Raw genomic sequence first — 16300 nt, 5'->3', positions numbered from 1 at the left:
CGGCGATGAGCGAATCCCGCAGCCAGTCGCGGTCTGATGGGCGCCCCAATGGGCGGCCGGGTCAACGGCCAGCGTTGACCCTCGATACCGAGCTGACCTTCCTCAAGGGCGCCGGCCCGGCGGTTGCGATGAAGCTCAAGCCGCTCGGGCTGGAACGGGTGCGCGATCTGCTGCTGCATCTGCCGATCCGCTATGAAGATCGTCGCCGCATCGTGCCGATCAGCGACGTCGTCCATGGCGCCGAAGCGCTGGTCTGTGGACGCATCGAATCGACCGAAGTGCGCTTCGGTGCCAAGCGCTGGCTGCGCGTGGTCATCGACGATGGCCGGGCCAGCCTGGTGCTGCGCTTCTTCCATTTCAACGAAGCGCAGAAAGCGGCGATGGTCACCGGCCATTGGCTACGTGCCTTCGGTACGGTGCGGGTTGGCAACAGCGGTGCGGAGATCGTTCATCCCGAATACCGGGTTGCCGAGACTGCCGTGCAACTGCCGCCAGAAGACCGGCTGACCCCGATCTACGGCCTGACCACCGGCATTACCCAGACGCGGGTCCGGGCGCTGATCCAGCAGGCGCTCGCCGTGGCCCAGCACGATCCGGATTACATCGCTGATTTTCCGGGCCTGGGTGGCCCGACAACGCTTGCGGCGCTGCGCACCCTGCACGAGCCGGACGGCCGCGATCTCGGTGATCTGCTGCTCGATCGCCACCCGGCGCAGATCCGCCTGATGCGCGAGGAACTGCTGGCCCATCAGCTGTGCATGCGCCTGCTGCGCAAGCAGACCAAGGCCGCGCCCGGCGCGCGCATCGAAGCGGTGCTGCCGGCGTCGGCGAAGCTGCAGGAGAAGCTGCCGTTCGCACTCACCGGCGCCCAGCGTCGGGTGATTTCCGATATCGCCCACGACCTCGCCGCCGGCCAGCCGATGCTGCGGCTGATCCAGGGCGACGTCGGCTCCGGCAAGACCGTGGTTGCTGCCGCGGCGATGCTCGGCGCCGCAATGAGTGGCCTGCAATCGGTGCTGATGGCGCCGACCGAGCTGCTGGTCGAGCAGCACGCGCGCACCTTGTCTGCCTGGCTGAATGCGGTGGGTGTCGATGTCGGCCTGTTGACCGGCAAGATGAAGAAGTCCGAGCGCGATGCGGCACTCCATCGGGCGGCGACCGGCGAGACGCCGGTCTGGGTCGGCACGCATGCGTTGTTCCAGGGCGACATGAAGTTCAAGAAGCTGGCGCTGGTCGTCGTCGACGAGCAGCACCGCTTCGGTGTCGGCCAGCGCCTGGCTTTGCGCGACAAGGGCCCGGCCGGCGTCACGCCGCATCAGCTGATCATGTCGGCGACCCCGATCCCGCGCACCCTGGCGCAGACCGTCTACGCCGATCTCGATGTCTCGGTGATCGACGAACTGCCGCCCGGCCGCACGCCGGTGCAGACCGTGGTGCTGTCGAACGAGCGCCGCTTCGATGTGCTGTCGCGGATCGGCGAAGCCTGCCGCCTCGGCCGCCAGGCCTACTGGGTCTGCACCCTGATCGAGGAGAACACCGAACTGCAGGCGCAGGCCGCCGAGGAAACTTATCGCCAGCTGCGCGAGGAACTGCCGGAGCTGCGGGTCGGCCTGGTTCACGGCCGCCTGAAGGCTGCCGAGAAGGAAGCGCAGATGCGCGCCTTCCAGAGCGGCGCCACGCAGCTGCTGGTCGCGACCACGGTGATCGAAGTCGGTGTCGACGTGCCGAACGCCAGCATCATGATCATCGACAACGCCGAGCGGCTGGGCCTGTCGCAGCTGCATCAGCTCAGAGGCCGGGTCGGCCGCGGCGCTACTGCCAGCCAGTGCTTGCTGATGTATCAGCCGCCGCTCGGCGAAGGTTCGCGAGCGCGGCTCGATGTGATGCGCACCACCACCGATGGCTTCGTCATCGCCCAGAAGGATCTCGAACTGCGGGGTCCCGGTGAACTGCTTGGCCGCCGCCAGACCGGATTGATCGGCATGAAGATCGCCGACCCGGTGCGCGATTCGGCGCTGATTCCCGGCCTGCAGAAGCTGGCCGATGACTGGTGGCTGAAGTCGCCGAAGGATGCAAAGCGGATGATCGCGCGCTGGATTGGTGATGCGGATCGTTATGCGCAGGTCTGAAGGCGAGGCGCGGGACGCCGCTGGCACAATGACCCGATGAAAGCCCCGATCCCGATGCTGCTGGCGCTGGTCGCCGGTGCGGTCTTGCCCTTGCAGGCCGGCCTCAACGGCCAGTTGCGCGGCTACCTCGGCAATCCGTTCGCGGCGGCCTTCGTGTCGTTCTCGGCCGGAACCTTGCTGCTGCTCGCGATTCTGATCGCGATGCGCGCGCCGCTGCCGGCGAGCCCGCAGTCGGTGCCATGGTGGCTCTGGGTGGCGGGCGGCACGCTGGGCGTTGGTTACCTGATCATGAGCATCGTGCTGCCGCCGATGCTCGGCGTGGCGCTGACCTTCGGGCTGATCGTTGCCGGCCAGCTGACCATGTCGCTGGCGCTCGATCACTACGGCCTGCTCGGCTTCGCGCCGCACCTGATCAACCCCTGGCGGGTGCTCGGTGCGGCGCTGATCGTGGCCGGCGTGGTGCTGATCCGCAAATTCTGATTGCTGCCATTCGATGATTCGCGAACGTCTGCGGGAACGCTGGCAGGTCTGGGCCCAGCTGATGCGGCTCGACAAGCCGGTCGGCATCTATCTGCTGCTGTGGCCAACCTTGTGGGCGCTGTGGTTCGCGGCCGGCGGGCTGCCGCCGCTCTTGCTGCTGGCGATCTTCGTCGCCGGCACCGTGCTGATGCGCAGCGCCGGCTGCGTGATCAATGATCTTGCCGATAGGAAGTTCGATGGTCATGTCGAGCGCACTCGGCAGCGACCGCTGGCTTCAGGGCGAGCGCGGCCAGCGGAAGCGCTGATCCTGTTCGTCGTGCTCGGCCTGATCTCGCTCGCCGTGGCCGCGCCGCTGAATGCCGCCGCACTGTGGCTGACCGTGCCGGCGATCGTGCTCGCGGCGAGCTATCCGTTCGCGAAGCGCTTTCACAGCCTGCCGCAGGCGCATCTCGGCATCGCCTTTTCCTGGGGCATTCCGATGGCATCCGCTGCGGTATCCGGCGCGGTCGACTGGCCGATGTCGACCTTGCTGATGGCCGCCAATCTGTGCTGGGTGATCGCCTATGACACGCTGTATGCGATGGTCGATCGCGATGACGATCTGCGCATCGGCGTGAAATCCAGCGCCATCCTGTTCGGCCGCTTCGACCGATTGATCGTCGGCCTGCTTCAAACGGCCGCGCTATTGCTGCTGGCGTTCGCCGGCTGGCGGGTCGCGCTGGGATGGCCGTACTACGCGGGCCTGCTGCTGGCGGCAATTTTCGCCGCGCACCAGCTCTGGCAGGTGCGCCATCGCGAGCGCGCCGCCTGTTTTTCTGCTTTTGTCGGAAACAATCGTATCGGTGCGCTGGTCTTTCTGGGGCTCGCCGTCTCGCTGCCGCCGTTCTGAACGAGGATTCCACGATGTCCACCGCCACACTGTTTCGCTGGCCGCTTGCAGTTGTCCTGCTGAGCCTTTGCGGGCTTATTGCCTGCGCCCACGCGAAGGGGGCCGAAGACGGTGACGACGATGTCGAAGTAGCGGCTTCCGCCGGCGGCGCCACAGCTGCACAACGCGAGGTCGTCTACACCCCGGCGAATTGGCCGGCGGCGCTCTCCGGCGATCTGTTCACGCCAAGCAGCAAGGCTCCGGCGGGCGGGCGGCCAGCCGTGATCGCGCTGCATGGCGGCGCTTGGCACAAGGGTGATCGCACGAAGCTTCAGGGCTTGGGCAAACGTCTTGCCTCGCGCGGCTTGGTCGCGTTGACCATCGACTATCGGTTGGTGCCGGACGCGATCTACCCGGCGCAATTGCAGGACGTGCAGCAGGCGGTGCGCTGGTTGCGCGCCAATGCGGCGTCGATCGGCGTCGATCCGAAACGGATCGCGATCTGGGGTTCGTCGGCTGGCGCCCATCTGGCGGTATTGGAGGCGGGCCTGAGCCCTGGGGACCAGTATTTCGATCCGGAGGCGCGGGTACAGGCCGTGGTCGGTGTCGGCACGCCGACCGATTTCCGTGACGGCGGTGGTGGCAACAAGTCACTCGCCGCCTTTCTGGGCGAGCGCTGGAGCAAGGGTTCGAAGGTGTTCATCGACGCTTCACCGATCGCCCATGTCTCGGCGGACGATCCGCCGGTGTTCCTGATTCATGGCGACGCCGATACCACCGTGCCGCCCGAGCAGGCCACCGTTTACCGCGATGCGCTCACCGCCGCCGGCGTACCCAACACTTTGGTGCTGGTGCCCAAAGCCGGGCACGCGCTCGGCGCGGCTGGCAAGGATGCCTTGTCGAGCGGCATGGATTTTCTTGCCCAGCGGCTGCATCCCTGAGGGCCTGGAATCCCGATTGCCGCATCGGCCGTAGTGGCAACGGATAACTCCAGGCGAATTTCCCGATGATGCTCAGACTCGTATCCGCAGCGCTGTTGCCGGCCGCTGTGCTCAGCAGCGGCTGTGCGCGCCATATCGGCAAGCCGGAAACGCCGCAGCCGGCCCGCGTCGAACGCAGCTACAGCGTGCAGCGCGATCAGCTGTTCACGCCGCCGAACTGGCCGAAGGCGCTGCTCGCCGATGTCTACACGCCGAGCGGTGTGCCGCCGTCCGGCGACTGCTGGCCGGCGGTGCTGGTGATCCACGGCGGCGGCTGGAAAAGCGGCGACCGCGAGCAGGTGGAATCGCTGGCCGAAAGAGTCGCCAAGCGCGGTTACGTGGCGGTCAACATCACTTATCGGTTGGTGCCGGATGCGCTGTTTCCGGCGCCGGTCGAGGACGTGCAGCAGGCGGTGCGCTGGCTGCGTGCCAATGCTGAGCGGTATCAGGTGGATCCGACCCGCATCGGCGCCTGGGGCTATTCGGCCGGGGCGCATCTGGCAGCGCTGGTCGGTGGCCTGAGTCCTGGTGACCGGCTCTATGCCGAAGACGCGCGGCTGAAAGTGGTGGTGGCGGGCGGCATCCCGTCCGACCTGCGCAAGTTCCACGGCGGCACCCTGGTGCCGAATTTCCTCGGCGAGCACTGGAGCGAGAATTCGGTGGCGTTCCGCGAATCCTCGCCAGCCGCGTACGTGACGGCCGGTGATCCGCCAGTGTTCCTGTACCACGGCACCTGGGACATGCTGGTGCCGCTCGATCAGTCGCTGGACTACCAGGCGGCGCTCGATGCCGCCGGGGTTCCCAACGAGCTGTACCTGCTGCGCGGTCTCGGCCATATCGCCGCGTTCCTGATGGATGGTGCGGCGGTGCAGCGTGGCGCCGATTTTCTCGATCGCCATCTGCGCTGAGCGGCTTCAGGGAACTCGCGCTGCTGTCCAGACCTCGATTCGCGCGGCACCCGCTTCCCGGCAGGCACGGGCCAGTTCGTTGACGGTGCTGCCGGTGGTCATTACGTCATCGATCAGCGCGATGTGCCGTCCGGCGATTCGTTGATCGACGGCAAACGCACCGCGCACTTCGCGGCGGCGTTCGACGGCGCGCTTGCCGATCTGGTCGGCGGTCTCGCGGATGCGCGTCGCCGCTTGCCAGTCGATGTCGATCGCCAGCACGCGGTTGATACCGCGCGCCAGTTCCAGCGCCTGGTTGTAGCCGCGCTCGCGCAGGCGTTTCGGATGCAGCGGGACCGGAAGAAGGAGTTCGGGAAACGGCTCGGGACGCGCCGCGACCAGCGCCGCCAATTCACCACCGAGCCAGCGCGACTGCCGGAACTGCGCGTGGTACTTCAGCCCGGCGATCGCGCCGGCAATCGGTGGCTGATAGCGAAATGCCGACAGCGCGCTATCGAAGTGCGGCGCGTCCGCCGCGCAGCTGCCGCAGATGTATGCGGAAGCGCTGGCCAGCGGCAAGGCGCAGACCGGACAGGCGATGCGGTTCCACGGCAGGCTGTCGCGACAGCCGTCGCAGATCGTCCCCGGATCGGCCGGGCCGGTGCACAGCAGGCAGGCGGAGGGGACGATCCAGCGCTTGAGTGCCCCGATAACGTCAACCATGAGACAGGCCTTTCGGTTGACAGGAGTCGTGTGTGGCGGAAACACTGCGCGTCTTGTTCACCGTCCGGATTTCTCCATGTCGCTCGCCCTCGCGCCGTCGCCCAGCAGCCTGTCCGCTCCCGTTCGCAATGACTGGACGCGCGCCGAAGTCGAAGCGCTGTTCACGCTGCCGTTCAACGATCTGCTGTTCCGGGCTCAGAGCGTTCATCGCCTGCATTTCGATCCCAATGCGGTGCAGCTGTCCACCCTGCTGTCGATCAAGACCGGCGCCTGCCCCGAGGATTGCGGCTACTGCCCGCAGAGCGCGCGCTTCAAGACCGGCCTGAAGGCCGAGCCGCTGATGCCGCTCGCCGAAGTGGTCAAGGCCGCTGTTGACGCCAAGGCCAATGGCGCGACCCGCTTCTGCATGGGCGCCGCCTGGCGCGCGCCGAAGGACAAGGACATCGAGAAAGTGTCCGAGATGGTCCGCGAAGTGAAGGCCCTGGGCTTGGAAACCTGCGTCACGCTCGGCATGTTGAAGCCAGAGCAGGCGAAGAACCTGGCCAGCGCCGGCCTCGATTACTACAACCACAATCTCGATACCTCGCCGGAGTTCTACGGCGAGATCATCAGCACACGCACCTACGACGATCGCCTGGAAACGCTGGCCAATGTCCGCGAAGCCGGCGTCAAGGTCTGCTGCGGCGGCATCGTCGGCATGGGCGAGTCCGAGACCGACAGAGTCGAATTCCTGCGCGCGCTGGCCAATCTGCCGCAGCATCCGGAATCGGTGCCGATCAACGAACTGGTCGCCGTGCCCGGCACGCCGCTCGCCAATGCCGCGCCGCTTGATCCGCTGGACTTCGTGCGGATGATCGCCGTGGCCCGCTTGATGATGCCGCAGAGCTATGTGCGCCTGTCCGCCGGCCGCACCCAGATGAGCGATGAAACTCAGGCGATGTGTTTCTTCGCAGGCGCCAATTCGATCTTCTACGGCGAACGCCTGCTGACCACGACCAATCCGCAGAACGCCCGCGATCGCGCGCTGCTGGCCAAGCTCGGCATGCGCACCGAGCAGCGGATCGATGGCTCGGCCCATCTCGACCATCATCACGCGGACGTCGCGACCGCCGACGCCTGCAGTCCGCAGATGGCCTGCTGCGACGAATGAACGCCCTGGTGGTCGGGCCTTCGCTGCTCGATGTCCGCCTGAGCCACGAACTGGAACGACTGCGCGCTGCCGATCTCTATCGCCAGCGTCGCGTCATCGATGGCAGCCACGGCGTGCGCTTGAGCGTCGGCGGCAAGTCCTGCATCAGCTTCTGCAGCAATGATTACCTCGGCCTGGCCAGCGATCCTCGGGTGGCCGAAGCCGGCCGTGCTGCGCTGACCCGAGTCGGCACCGGCAGCGGCGCGGCGGCGCTGATCTCCGGCTACAACGCCGAGCACGCAAGGCTTGAAGAAGAGCTGGCCGATTACTGCGGCCGCGAGCGCGTGCTGCTGTTCTCCAGCGGCTGGGCGGCGAATCTCGGTTTGCTGCGCGCGCTGTTCGGCAAGGACGACACGCTGATCTGCGATGAGCTGAACCACGCCAGCCTGATCGATGGCGCGCGCCTGTCCGGCGCCCGCTATGTGCGCGCGCCGCACGGCGATATCGCGGCGATCGAGGCGGCGCTGATCGGGGCCAAGGAGCGGGGCGGCGAGATCGGCATCGTCAGCGATTCGATCTTCAGCATGGACGGCGACGAGGCCGAGGTGCCGACGCTGGCGCGCCTGGCGAAACGCAGCGGCGCAACCCTGATCGTCGACGACGCACATGGTTTCGGCGTTCAGCCCGCGCCTGGCGCTCGCTATCCGGGCGCCGATGCGCCCGAGGTCTATGTCGCCACGCTCGGCAAGAGCCTCGGTGCATCCGGCGCCTTTGTTGCCGGCTCCGAAGCGCTGATCGAATTCCTGATCCAGCGCGCGCGAACCTGGGTGTTTTCGACGGCCCCGCCGCCCGCAATAGCCGCTGCGGCGCGCGCAGCCTTGGCGATCATTCGCAGCGAACCGGACCATCAGGCGCAGCTGGCCCGGAACATCGCCCGCTTCCGCGCCGGCATCGCCGCGCTCGGCGACGGTCTGCCGTTCCGACTGATGGCCTCGACAACGCCGATCCAGCCGCTGATCGTCGGCGATGCTGGCCGGGCGATGGCCTTGTCGCGCGCCTTGTTCGAGCGCGGTTACTGGGTGGCGGCGATCCGGCCGCCGACGGTACCGGCCGGAACCTCGCGGCTGCGGGTGACCTTGTCGGCGGCGCATGACGAGGTGCAGATCGACGGCCTGATCGAAGCGATTGGCAGCTGCCGTTTGCCACCCGACACCCGTCGCTGACGGCGCCGTGGCACAGACGATCTTCGTCACCGGTACCGACACCGGCGTCGGCAAGACCCACGCCGCTTGCGCACTGGTCCGGGCGCTGCGCGCACAAGGGCTCAAGGTCGGTGCGATGAAACCGGTCGCCAGCGGTTGCGAGCGCACGGCGGATGGCCTCCGCAACGACGATGCCCTGGCGCTGATCGAAGCGACCGGCCGGCCCTTGGCCTATGCCGACGTCAATCCTTATGCCTTCGAACCGCCGATTGCGCCGCATCTTGCGGCGGCCGCCGTGAACGTCGATATCGACCTCGCGGTGCTCGATGCCGCCCATGCGCGGCTGGCGGCGGATTGCGAGGTGCTGGTTGTCGAGGGCGCGGGTGGCTGGCGGGTGCCGTTGTCGGCTGAAGCGGGTCGTCCCACTTATGCCGGCTGGGTCGCCAGCCATGATTGGCCGGTGCTGCTGGTGGTCGGTTTGCGGCTCGGTTGCCTGAATCACGCGCTGCTGACGGCGGAATCCATTGCGCGACGTGTGCCGCTGGTCGGTTGGATCGCCAATCGCCTGCCACCCGAGCAGCCGGCCTGGCGGGACAATGTGGCGACGCTGACACAGCAGTTGCCGACACCGCTCCTGGGCTGTCTGCCGCCGGCCGATGATGCCGCTGCGGCGATCGATATCGGCGCCCTGCTCAAGGCGCTGCGCGGAAGCTGAAGCGCTGGCGCGGTCGGCAATTTGTCATCGGCAGCGATGGACCGCTATTTCTGCACGACAGAGCCTATGACAGAAACGGGACAGAACCCGTCCGAAGCCGCGCGACTCAACCAGCGCAAGGCTTTGCGGCAGGCGCTTCATCCACTACAATCCGCCCGCTGCGAATCCCCGCTATCCCAAGGACGCGTCCGGACTGCCTCGTGACCACAGTGCGTGACACGTTGCTGGTGATCCGTCCGAACGCGTCGATGTCGGTGCGTGCGGCACAAGGGGTGATGCTGGTGATGGCGACGGTGTCGCTGAGCATCGCGGGCTTGTTCACCTGGCACGGCTTCTGGCCGGTCCTGCCGTTTGCGGGATTGGAGCTGGCGGCGTTGGCTTGGGCGTTGCAGGTCAGCCTGCGTCGCAACCGGTATCGGGAAGTGATCGAGTTCGACGATCAGCGGTTGCGGATCGAATTCGGCATGAGCGGGGAAGGCGCTGCGCTGTCGGTGGACTGGAACAGGTCCGCGACGCGGGTGCTGCTGGAAATGGGGCCGCATCGCAACGATCCAAGCCGGCTCAAGCTGGTCAACGGGCCGCAAAGCCTGGAACTGGGGCGCTGCCTGACGGATGCTGAACGCGAGCAGCTGGCAACAAGATTGCGTGAACTGATACTGGCCGGCTGGCGCGCCGGGCCGCCTCTGGCGGCAGAAGGCGCGGCGCCGGACTGCAACTGATTCCTACATATGGGGCTGAAGTAGACATGTCGAACCTGATTCGCGGCCTGCGTGGCCTTGCTCTCGCAATGACCGGCATGGCCGGAAGTTTTGCGGCGCAGGCTGCAGACACGATGGAAAACGCCTATTGGAACCTGCCGAAGGGCGTCACCGACATCAGCCATGAGGTCTGGCACCTGCACATGGCCGCGTTCTGGGTCTGCGTGGTGATCGCCATTGTGGTGTTCGGCGTGATGTTCTATTCGATCTTCGCGCACCGCCGCTCGAAGCATCCGGTGCCGGCGACGTTCCATCATTCGACCACCGTCGAGATCATCTGGACGATCATCCCGTTCGTAATCCTGATCGGCCTGGCCATTCCGGCAGCCGGCACGCTGATCAAGGAATACGACACCCGCAACGCTGAGATGACGGTGAAGATCACCGGCTATCAGTGGAAGTGGCAGTACGAATACGTGGGCGAAGGCGTCAGCTTCTTCTCGACGCTCGATCCGGAATCGAACAAGGCGCGTCAGCTGCACTCGGGCATCGATCCGAAGACCGTGCCGCACTACCTGCACAACACCGATAACTATCTGGTGCTGCCGGTCGGCAAGAAGGTTCGCTTCCTGCTGACCTCGAACGACGTCATCCATGGCTGGTGGGTGCCGGATCTGGCGATCAAGAAGGACGCGATCCCGGGCTTCATCAACGAAATGTGGACGCAGATCAACGAACCGGGCATCTACCGCGGCCAGTGCACAGTTCTCTGCGGCCGTGACCACGGCTTCATGCCGATCGTCGTCGAAGCCAAGAGCGAAGCCGACTACGCTGCCTGGCTCGCCAAGCAGAAGGGTGGCGCTGAAGTAGCTGCTGCGGCCCCGGTTGCCGCTACCGATGCTGCTGTCGACGCGCCCGCCGCGCCTGCTGCCGAAGCGGCGCCGACGGAAGTCGCAGCGGCTGCTCCGGCACCTGCTGCTGCGCCAGCACCGGCCGCCGCCGCTGCCCCAGCAGCCGATGCTGGCAAGAAGCTGTTCCTCGGCAACTGCGCTGCCTGCCATCAGGCCACCGGCGCCGGCATGCCGCCGACCTTCCCGGCGCTGACCGGCTCGAAGATTGCGACGGGTCCGGCTGCGGGGGCGATCACCCAGGTGCTGAAGGGCAAGAACGCGATGCCGCCGTTTGCCCAGCTTTCGGACGCCGATGTCGCCTCGATCCTCACCTACGTGCGCAACGACCTCGGCAACAAGGTCGGCGACACCGTGACCGCCGATCAAGTCAAGAAGCTGCGCTGATCCGCGCGGCTTGACGTCGCAACCTTCAAGAATCCAGATTGAGTCAGGAGCACCGAGTCATGGCCAACACGCACGACCACAGCCACGATCACAGTCACGGGCACGACCACGCCCATGACGATCACCATCACGGCCCTGCCAAGGGTGTGATGCGCTGGATCAAGACCACCAACCACAAGGACCTCGGTACCTTGTATCTGTGGTTCTCGTTCACGATGTTCTTCATTGGCGGCCTGATGTCGCTGGTGATCCGCGCAGAGTTGTTCCAGCCGGGCATGCAGTTCATCGATCCCGAGTTCTACAACCAGATGATCACGCTGCACGCGCTGGTCATGATCTTCGGCGGCGTCATGCCGGCGTTCGTCGGCCTGGCGAACTGGATGGTGCCGATGATGATCGGCTGCTCCGATCTGGCCCTGCCCCGCGTCAATAACTGGGGCTTCTGGATCCTGCCGTTCGCGTTCTCGATGCTGCTGTCGACGCTGTTCCTGCCGGGCGGTGGCCCTGCCGGTGGCTGGACGCTGTATCCGCCGCTGGTGCTCCAGGGTGGTGCCTCGTTCCCGCTGACCATCTTCGCGATCCACATGCTCGGCATCTCGTCGATCACCGGCGCGATCAACGTCGTGGTCACGATCATGAACATGCGCGCGCCGGGCATGACCCTGCTGAAGATGCCGCTGTTCGTCTGGACCTGGCTGATCACCGCCTACCTGCTGATCGCGGTCATGCCAGTGCTTGCCGGTGCGGTGACCATGCTGCTGACCGACAAGTACTTCGGCACCAGCTTCTTCAATGCGGCTGGCGGCGGCGACCCGGTGATGTTCGAACACATCTTCTGGTTCTTCGGCCACCCGGAGGTCTACATCATGATCCTCCCGGCGTTCGGCATCGTCTCGACGATCATCCCGACCTTCGCCCGCAAGCGTCTGTTCGGCTATGACTCGATGGTCTACGCCGTTGCGTCGATCGCCTTCCTGTCGTTCATCGTCTGGGCGCACCACATGTTCACCGTCGGCATTCCGCTGGCTGGCGAACTGTTCTTCATGTTCTCGACGATGCTGATCGCGGTGCCGACCGGCGTGAAGGTGTTCAACTGGCTGGCGACGATGTGGCGCGGCTCGATGACCTACGAAACCCCGATGCTGTTCGCGATCGGCTTCGTGTTCTTGTTCACCATCGGCGGCTTCTCGGGAATCATGCTGGCGCTGGCGCCGGTCGATTTCCAGTACCACAACAGCTACTTCGTGGTTGCCCACTTCCACTACGTGCTGGTGCCGGGCGCGATCTTCTCGATCATTGCCGCCATCTACTACTGGATCCCGAAGTGGACGGGCGTGATGTACAACGAGACGCTCGGCAAGCTGCATTTCTGGCTGAGCGCGATCTTCATCAACGTCACCTTCTTCCCGCAGCATTTCGTCGGTCTGGCCGGCATGCCGCGCCGCATCCCGGATTACGCGGTGCAGTTCACCGACTTCAACGTGATCTCGACGTACGGTGCGTTCCTGTACTTCATCGCGCAGTTCATCATGATCTACAACTTCCTTCGCTGCGCCATCTGGCGCAAGGGCATGGTCCCGGCGACGGCGCAGGTCTGGGAAGGCGCGCATGGTCTGGAATGGACGGTGCCGTCGCCGGCGCCGTACCACACCTTCGAAGATCCGCCGCACGTTGGCGACGAGCCGGCTGCTGCGCACTGAATGATTTGAGCGGATCTGGAGAACGATGACGACGATGGTCAAGCCTGCCGAACAGCCGACCCGACGCCGCAACTGGCGCCTGGCGGTGTTGCTGGCCCTCGTCGCCGTCGGTTTCTATGTCGGTTTCTTCATCGCCGTGAGCAACCGCAGCTGATGATGATTCGATGAAGAAGCCGATCCTCAGCAACAGCCGAGGCACCTGGAAACTGCTGATTGTGGTCGCTGGCATGTTCTGCTTCGGCTTCGTGCTGGTGCCGATGTACAACGCGATCTGCCAGCTGGTGAACCTCAATGGCAAGGACAGCGCGATGCTGGTCTCTGCCAAGGATGTCGTCGAGCGCGAAGATGCAACGCGCACGGTGAAGGTCGAGTTCGTGACCACCGTCAACGGTGGCCGCGTGTTCGCCTTCCGCGCCGAGCAGCCTTCGGTGCAGGTGCATCCCGGCAAGCTGTACACGGTCAATTTCGTGGCACGCAACGAGCGGGACGAAGCGGTGATCGGTCAGGCGGTGCCCAGCGTCGCGCCGTGGAATGCGGCCCGGCACCTGCGCAAGACCGAATGTTTCTGCTTCAGTCAGCAGCCGTTCGCGGCAAATGAAGAGAAGCGCATGCCGGTCCGTTTCATGCTGGATCCGGAGTTGCCGGCGGATGTTGAAGTGGTGACTCTGTCGTACACGTTCTTCGATGCCACCGCCTTGGCGGCCGGCAAGGTCGAAGAGGTGCAGAAGCAAGCTGTAGTCGTACCGAAAAGCTAGCCGTACCGCCATTCAAAGCAGATTCAAAGCAGACAGATAAGGAACCCGTCATGGCAACCCATGCCGCAGCAAGCGAGTCCAGCCACCGTCGTTATTTCGTTCCGGAGCCGAGCGTCTGGCCGTTCATGTTGACGATCGCGCTCGGCACGATCCTGTACAGCGTCAGCATGTACCTTGAAGAGCGCCACCCGGGGCCGATTCCGTTCGTGCTCGGCGGCGCGCTGTTCGTCTACATCGTGTTCACCTGGTTCCGCGGCGTTGCCAAGGAAAGTGAAACCGGTCAGTACAGCGAGCAGGTCGATCGGACCTACCGCCTCGGCATGAGCTGGTTCATCTTCTCGGAAGTGATGTTCTTCGCGGCCTTCTTCGGCGCGCTGTATTACGCCCGCGAACTGTCGGTGCCGTGGCTGTCGGGCGAAGGTGCCCGCGTCTCCACCAGCGAGTTCCTCTGGCCGGCCTTCGAGAACATCTGGCCGACCAACGGCCCGGCCGCCATCGGGGGGCAGTTCAAGACCATCTCGCCGTGGCATCTGCCACTGATCAACACGCTGCTGCTGCTGACCTCGTCGGTGACCATCACCTTCGCGCATCACGCGCTGAAGGAAGGCCATCGCAAGGCGACCATCCTGTGGATGTGGGCGACCATCGCACTTGGCGCCACCTTCCTGTACTTCCAGGTCACCGAGTACATCGAGGCCTATCACGAGCTGAACCTGACGCTGCACTCCGGCATCTACGGTTCGACGTTCTTCATGCTGACCGGCTTCCACGGCATGCATGTGACCCTGGGCACGATCATGATGATCTCGGTCACCGGTCGCCTGATGGCCGGCCACTTCAAGCCGGAAAGCCACTTCGGTTTCGAAGGCGTGGCCTGGTACTGGCACTTCGTGGACGTGGTTTGGGTCGGCCTGTTCATCTTCGTCTACATCCTCTAAGTCAGAGGACGAGGCGAGACCTGCAGCTTTCGAGGCTGCAGGTCTGCTGAACCAGAAAGCCCGACCGTTGCCGGTCGGGCTTTCGTCATTTGGGCGCAGACACCGTGAACGCTGGCGTCGGATTGAGGTCCATCAGCCGCCGATGCCGTGAGGGTGAATCCAGCCCATCATCGTCGCCACCAGCAGGAACACGATCAAGGCCACCTGCAGGCCGACTCTCAGGGACAGCGCCCGCACCGTGCGTTTGCTCTTGCTGGAATCCTTCAGCATGAAGAACAGTGCCGAGAACAGCGATACGACGATGGCGATCAGCAGCACGGCGATAATCAGCTTGGCGAGCATGGCAAGGTCTGGAAAGGGATTGCCGGAATGGTAAGGCTCGGCGCGCGGCTTCGATACCGGGCCGTCCAGCCATGACCTCGCGTTGGAGCTTCCGCCCGCCCTGGTGGGCGATTCTCGGCACCGTGCTTGGCTGTGCGCTGACCATCCGGCTCGGCCTCTGGCAGTGGCATCGCGGCCTGGCGCGGGAAGCGCTCGATGCCCAATACCTGAGCGCTGGCGCGCAGCCCCCGGAAGCTTTGCGAATTGACAGTGCAGTGCCGGACGGCGCCGATGCCGTACTGGCCGCAGCGTCTGGTGAATACGATGGCGCCCGACAGATTCTGCTCGACAATCAGGTCCATGACCGCACGCCTGGCTATCAGGTACTGACGCCGATCCGGCTCGCATCGGGCGGCATCGCGCTGATCAATCGAGGCTGGGTGCCGCAGAATCCGGATCGTCGCGTATTGCCACAACTGCCAGTCCCTGCAGGGCCGGTGACGCTCAGCGGCCTGTGGCGTTCGCTGCCACAACCGGCGCTGCGGCTGAAGACCGATAATTGCGCCGGCGCCGCTCAGCCCTGGCCGCGCATCGTCGAATATCCGACCTCCGACGATCTGCGTTGCCTGTACGGTGCCGACACGGCCGCCGGCATGCTGCTGCTGGCGCCGGAAGCGCCGGACGGCTATCTGCGTGAATGGTCGCAGGGCGACCGACGCTTCCCGCCACAACGCCATTACGGCTATGCCGCGCAGTGGTTCGCGTTTGCCGCGACCTTGCTGGTGATTTTCCTCAAGCTCAACCTGAAACGACGTCCATGAATCCGCAAGCCGCAAAACTGCGCCGATCCCGCCTGACCCTGGTACTGCTCGGCGCCCTCTTCATCGGGCCGCTGATCGCCGCCTGGGTGCTGTACAGCAACGGCATGCGGCCGACGCTGACCACCAATTACGGCGAACTGGTATTGCCGACCCAGCCGCTGCCGAAGCTCGAATTTCGGAATGTCGGCGGCGAGCCAATGCCGGAATTGCTGACCGGTCGCTGGAGCCTCGTCCAGCTCGGCGCCGCGACTTGCGACGCCGCCTGCAGCGATCGTCTGGTGCTGGGCCGCCAGACGCGGCTCGCACTCGGCGCCGTGGGCATCAACAAGGACCGTCTGCAACTGGTCTACATCGTGCCCGATGCGGCCGCCGCTACTGCCGCGGTCACGCAGCTGAGCGAGACACACAAGATCCTGCACATCGTTGCCGACGTCGGCCCCGCCGGCCAGCGCTCGGAGGACGTGTTCAAGCCGAGCGATCCGCTGGCGCTGTATCTGGTCGATCCGAATGGCAATTGGCTGATGACCTACAAGGACCAGGCCGACGTCGACAAGCTGCAGCGTGGGCTGCTGGATGATCTGAAAAAGCTGCTCAAGCTCTCCTCGATAGGATGAATCGTGACCCAGAGGGCGGCGAAGTCGCCGCACCATCACAGTAGT

18 protein-coding genes are annotated in these 16300 nt (G+C 65.2%); 16 read left to right on the top strand and 2 right to left on the bottom strand.

Annotation, left to right across the window (positions count from 1 at the left end; translation table 11 throughout):
• The first annotated feature begins 5 nt into the window (after nt 1–5).
• From recG to G513_RS0100510, 5 genes are all read left to right on the top strand, one after another.
• The gene (gene recG, locus G513_RS0100530) at nt 6–2129 is read left to right on the top strand and encodes an ATP-dependent DNA helicase RecG (protein WP_084711267.1); all 2124 of its coding nucleotides are present in this window, start codon (nt 6–8) and stop codon (nt 2127–2129) included.
• Between the two features lie 36 nt (nt 2130–2165).
• Nucleotides 2166–2609 (top strand): DMT family transporter, encoded by a 444-nt coding sequence (locus G513_RS0100525; protein WP_022974878.1) that lies wholly within the window; start codon nt 2166–2168, stop codon nt 2607–2609.
• A 13-nt stretch (nt 2610–2622) separates the two neighbouring features.
• Nucleotides 2623–3498, top strand: coding sequence for a 4-hydroxybenzoate octaprenyltransferase (gene ubiA / locus G513_RS0100520; RefSeq protein ID WP_022974877.1), 876 nt, complete (start codon nt 2623–2625; stop codon nt 3496–3498).
• Nucleotides 3499–3512: 14 nt separating this feature from the next.
• Nucleotides 3513–4418: an alpha/beta hydrolase gene (locus G513_RS20605; RefSeq protein WP_022974876.1), complete on the top strand. Its 906-nt coding sequence runs from the start codon at nt 3513–3515 to the stop codon at nt 4416–4418.
• 65 nt (nt 4419–4483) lie between these two features.
• On the top strand, nt 4484–5365 hold the full coding sequence (locus tag G513_RS0100510; protein ID WP_022974875.1) for an alpha/beta hydrolase: 882 nt from the start codon (nt 4484–4486) through the stop codon (nt 5363–5365).
• Between the two features lie 6 nt (nt 5366–5371).
• Here the strand turns inward: G513_RS0100510 and G513_RS0100505 are convergent, their stop codons facing one another.
• Nucleotides 5372–6067 carry a ComFC family protein gene (locus G513_RS0100505; RefSeq protein WP_022974874.1) on the bottom strand — a complete coding sequence of 232 codons (696 nt, stop codon included), beginning with the start codon at nt 6065–6067 and terminating at the stop codon, nt 5372–5374.
• A 76-nt stretch (nt 6068–6143) separates the two neighbouring features.
• On the opposite strand from G513_RS0100505, the gene bioB reads away from it, so the two are divergent.
• From bioB to G513_RS0100460, 9 genes are all read left to right on the top strand, one after another.
• The gene (gene bioB, locus G513_RS20600) at nt 6144–7217 is read left to right on the top strand and encodes a biotin synthase BioB (RefSeq protein ID WP_022974873.1); all 1074 of its coding nucleotides are present in this window, start codon (nt 6144–6146) and stop codon (nt 7215–7217) included.
• On the top strand, nt 7214–8419 hold the full coding sequence (locus G513_RS0100495) for an aminotransferase class I/II-fold pyridoxal phosphate-dependent enzyme (protein ID WP_022974872.1): 1206 nt from the start codon (nt 7214–7216) through the stop codon (nt 8417–8419). The genes bioB and G513_RS0100495 overlap by 4 nt, the downstream gene beginning before the upstream one ends.
• A 7-nt stretch (nt 8420–8426) precedes the next feature.
• Nucleotides 8427–9113, top strand: a complete 687-nt coding sequence (gene bioD / locus G513_RS0100490) for a dethiobiotin synthase (protein ID WP_022974871.1) — start codon at nt 8427–8429, stop codon at nt 9111–9113.
• A gap of 227 nt (nt 9114–9340) precedes the next feature.
• Nucleotides 9341–9832, top strand: coding sequence for a DUF2244 domain-containing protein (locus tag G513_RS24510; protein ID WP_245563048.1), 492 nt, complete (start codon nt 9341–9343; stop codon nt 9830–9832).
• A gap of 26 nt (nt 9833–9858) precedes the next feature.
• Nucleotides 9859–11106 carry a cytochrome c oxidase subunit II gene (gene coxB, locus G513_RS0100480; RefSeq protein WP_033417053.1) on the top strand — a complete coding sequence of 416 codons (1248 nt, stop codon included), beginning with the start codon at nt 9859–9861 and terminating at the stop codon, nt 11104–11106.
• 59 nt (nt 11107–11165) lie between these two features.
• Nucleotides 11166–12806, top strand: coding sequence for a cytochrome c oxidase subunit I (gene ctaD, locus G513_RS0100475; protein WP_022974869.1), 1641 nt, complete (start codon nt 11166–11168; stop codon nt 12804–12806).
• A 25-nt stretch (nt 12807–12831) separates the two neighbouring features.
• Nucleotides 12832–12960, top strand: a complete 129-nt coding sequence (locus G513_RS26335; protein WP_022974868.1) for a hypothetical protein — start codon at nt 12832–12834, stop codon at nt 12958–12960.
• Between the two features lie 10 nt (nt 12961–12970).
• Nucleotides 12971–13561, top strand: a complete 591-nt coding sequence (locus G513_RS20590; RefSeq protein ID WP_022974867.1) for a cytochrome c oxidase assembly protein — start codon at nt 12971–12973, stop codon at nt 13559–13561.
• A 50-nt stretch (nt 13562–13611) separates the two neighbouring features.
• A complete protein-coding gene (locus tag G513_RS0100460; RefSeq protein WP_022974866.1) occupies nt 13612–14499 on the top strand; it encodes a cytochrome c oxidase subunit 3 in 888 nt (295 codons plus the stop codon).
• A 132-nt stretch (nt 14500–14631) separates the two neighbouring features.
• Here G513_RS0100460 and G513_RS0100455 read toward each other — a convergent pair whose 3' ends face one another.
• A complete protein-coding gene (locus tag G513_RS0100455) occupies nt 14632–14841 on the bottom strand; it encodes a twin transmembrane helix small protein (protein WP_022974865.1) in 210 nt (69 codons plus the stop codon).
• A 71-nt stretch (nt 14842–14912) separates the two neighbouring features.
• On the opposite strand from G513_RS0100455, the gene G513_RS0100450 reads away from it, so the two are divergent.
• Entirely contained in the window at nt 14913–15641 is a 729-nt protein-coding gene (locus G513_RS0100450; protein WP_022974864.1) for an SURF1 family protein, read from the top strand.
• On the top strand, nt 15638–16255 hold the full coding sequence (locus G513_RS0100445) for a redox-active disulfide-containing membrane protein (protein ID WP_022974863.1): 618 nt from the start codon (nt 15638–15640) through the stop codon (nt 16253–16255). Before G513_RS0100450 ends, G513_RS0100445 begins: the two co-directional genes overlap by 4 nt.
• The last annotated feature ends 45 nt before the right edge of the window (nt 16256–16300 follow it).

The sequence above is a fragment of the Nevskia ramosa DSM 11499 genome (genome assembly GCF_000420645.1).
GTDB lineage: Bacteria > Pseudomonadota > Gammaproteobacteria > Nevskiales > Nevskiaceae > Nevskia > Nevskia ramosa.
Note: the sequence above shows the minus strand (reverse complement) of the source record. Positions and strands in the feature narration are given on the sequence as shown.

What these genes read in the sequence shown, in the direction of transcription:
- G513_RS0100505 (WP_022974874.1), bottom strand. Translation starts at nt 6,067, where the DNA reads ATGGTTGACGTTATCGGGGCACTCAAGCGCTGGATCGTCCCCTCCGCC.
- G513_RS0100510 (WP_022974875.1), top strand. Translation starts at nt 4,484, where the DNA reads ATGATGCTCAGACTCGTATCCGCAGCGCTGTTGCCGGCCGCTGTGCTC.
- G513_RS26335 (WP_022974868.1), top strand. Translation starts at nt 12,832, where the DNA reads ATGACGACGATGGTCAAGCCTGCCGAACAGCCGACCCGACGCCGCAAC.
- G513_RS0100445 (WP_022974863.1), top strand. Translation starts at nt 15,638, where the DNA reads ATGAATCCGCAAGCCGCAAAACTGCGCCGATCCCGCCTGACCCTGGTA.
- G513_RS20605 (WP_022974876.1), top strand. Translation starts at nt 3,513, where the DNA reads ATGTCCACCGCCACACTGTTTCGCTGGCCGCTTGCAGTTGTCCTGCTG.
- G513_RS20590 (WP_022974867.1), top strand. Translation starts at nt 12,971, where the DNA reads ATGAAGAAGCCGATCCTCAGCAACAGCCGAGGCACCTGGAAACTGCTG.
- recG (WP_084711267.1), top strand. Translation starts at nt 6, where the DNA reads ATGAGCGAATCCCGCAGCCAGTCGCGGTCTGATGGGCGCCCCAATGGG.
- bioB (WP_022974873.1), top strand. Translation starts at nt 6,144, where the DNA reads ATGTCGCTCGCCCTCGCGCCGTCGCCCAGCAGCCTGTCCGCTCCCGTT.
- ctaD (WP_022974869.1), top strand. Translation starts at nt 11,166, where the DNA reads ATGGCCAACACGCACGACCACAGCCACGATCACAGTCACGGGCACGAC.
- G513_RS0100525 (WP_022974878.1), top strand. Translation starts at nt 2,166, where the DNA reads ATGAAAGCCCCGATCCCGATGCTGCTGGCGCTGGTCGCCGGTGCGGTC.
- G513_RS0100455 (WP_022974865.1), bottom strand. Translation starts at nt 14,841, where the DNA reads ATGCTCGCCAAGCTGATTATCGCCGTGCTGCTGATCGCCATCGTCGTA.
- coxB (WP_033417053.1), top strand. Translation starts at nt 9,859, where the DNA reads ATGTCGAACCTGATTCGCGGCCTGCGTGGCCTTGCTCTCGCAATGACC.
- G513_RS0100460 (WP_022974866.1), top strand. Translation starts at nt 13,612, where the DNA reads ATGGCAACCCATGCCGCAGCAAGCGAGTCCAGCCACCGTCGTTATTTC.
- G513_RS0100450 (WP_022974864.1), top strand. Translation starts at nt 14,913, where the DNA reads ATGACCTCGCGTTGGAGCTTCCGCCCGCCCTGGTGGGCGATTCTCGGC.
- G513_RS0100495 (WP_022974872.1), top strand. Translation starts at nt 7,214, where the DNA reads ATGAACGCCCTGGTGGTCGGGCCTTCGCTGCTCGATGTCCGCCTGAGC.
- ubiA (WP_022974877.1), top strand. Translation starts at nt 2,623, where the DNA reads ATGATTCGCGAACGTCTGCGGGAACGCTGGCAGGTCTGGGCCCAGCTG.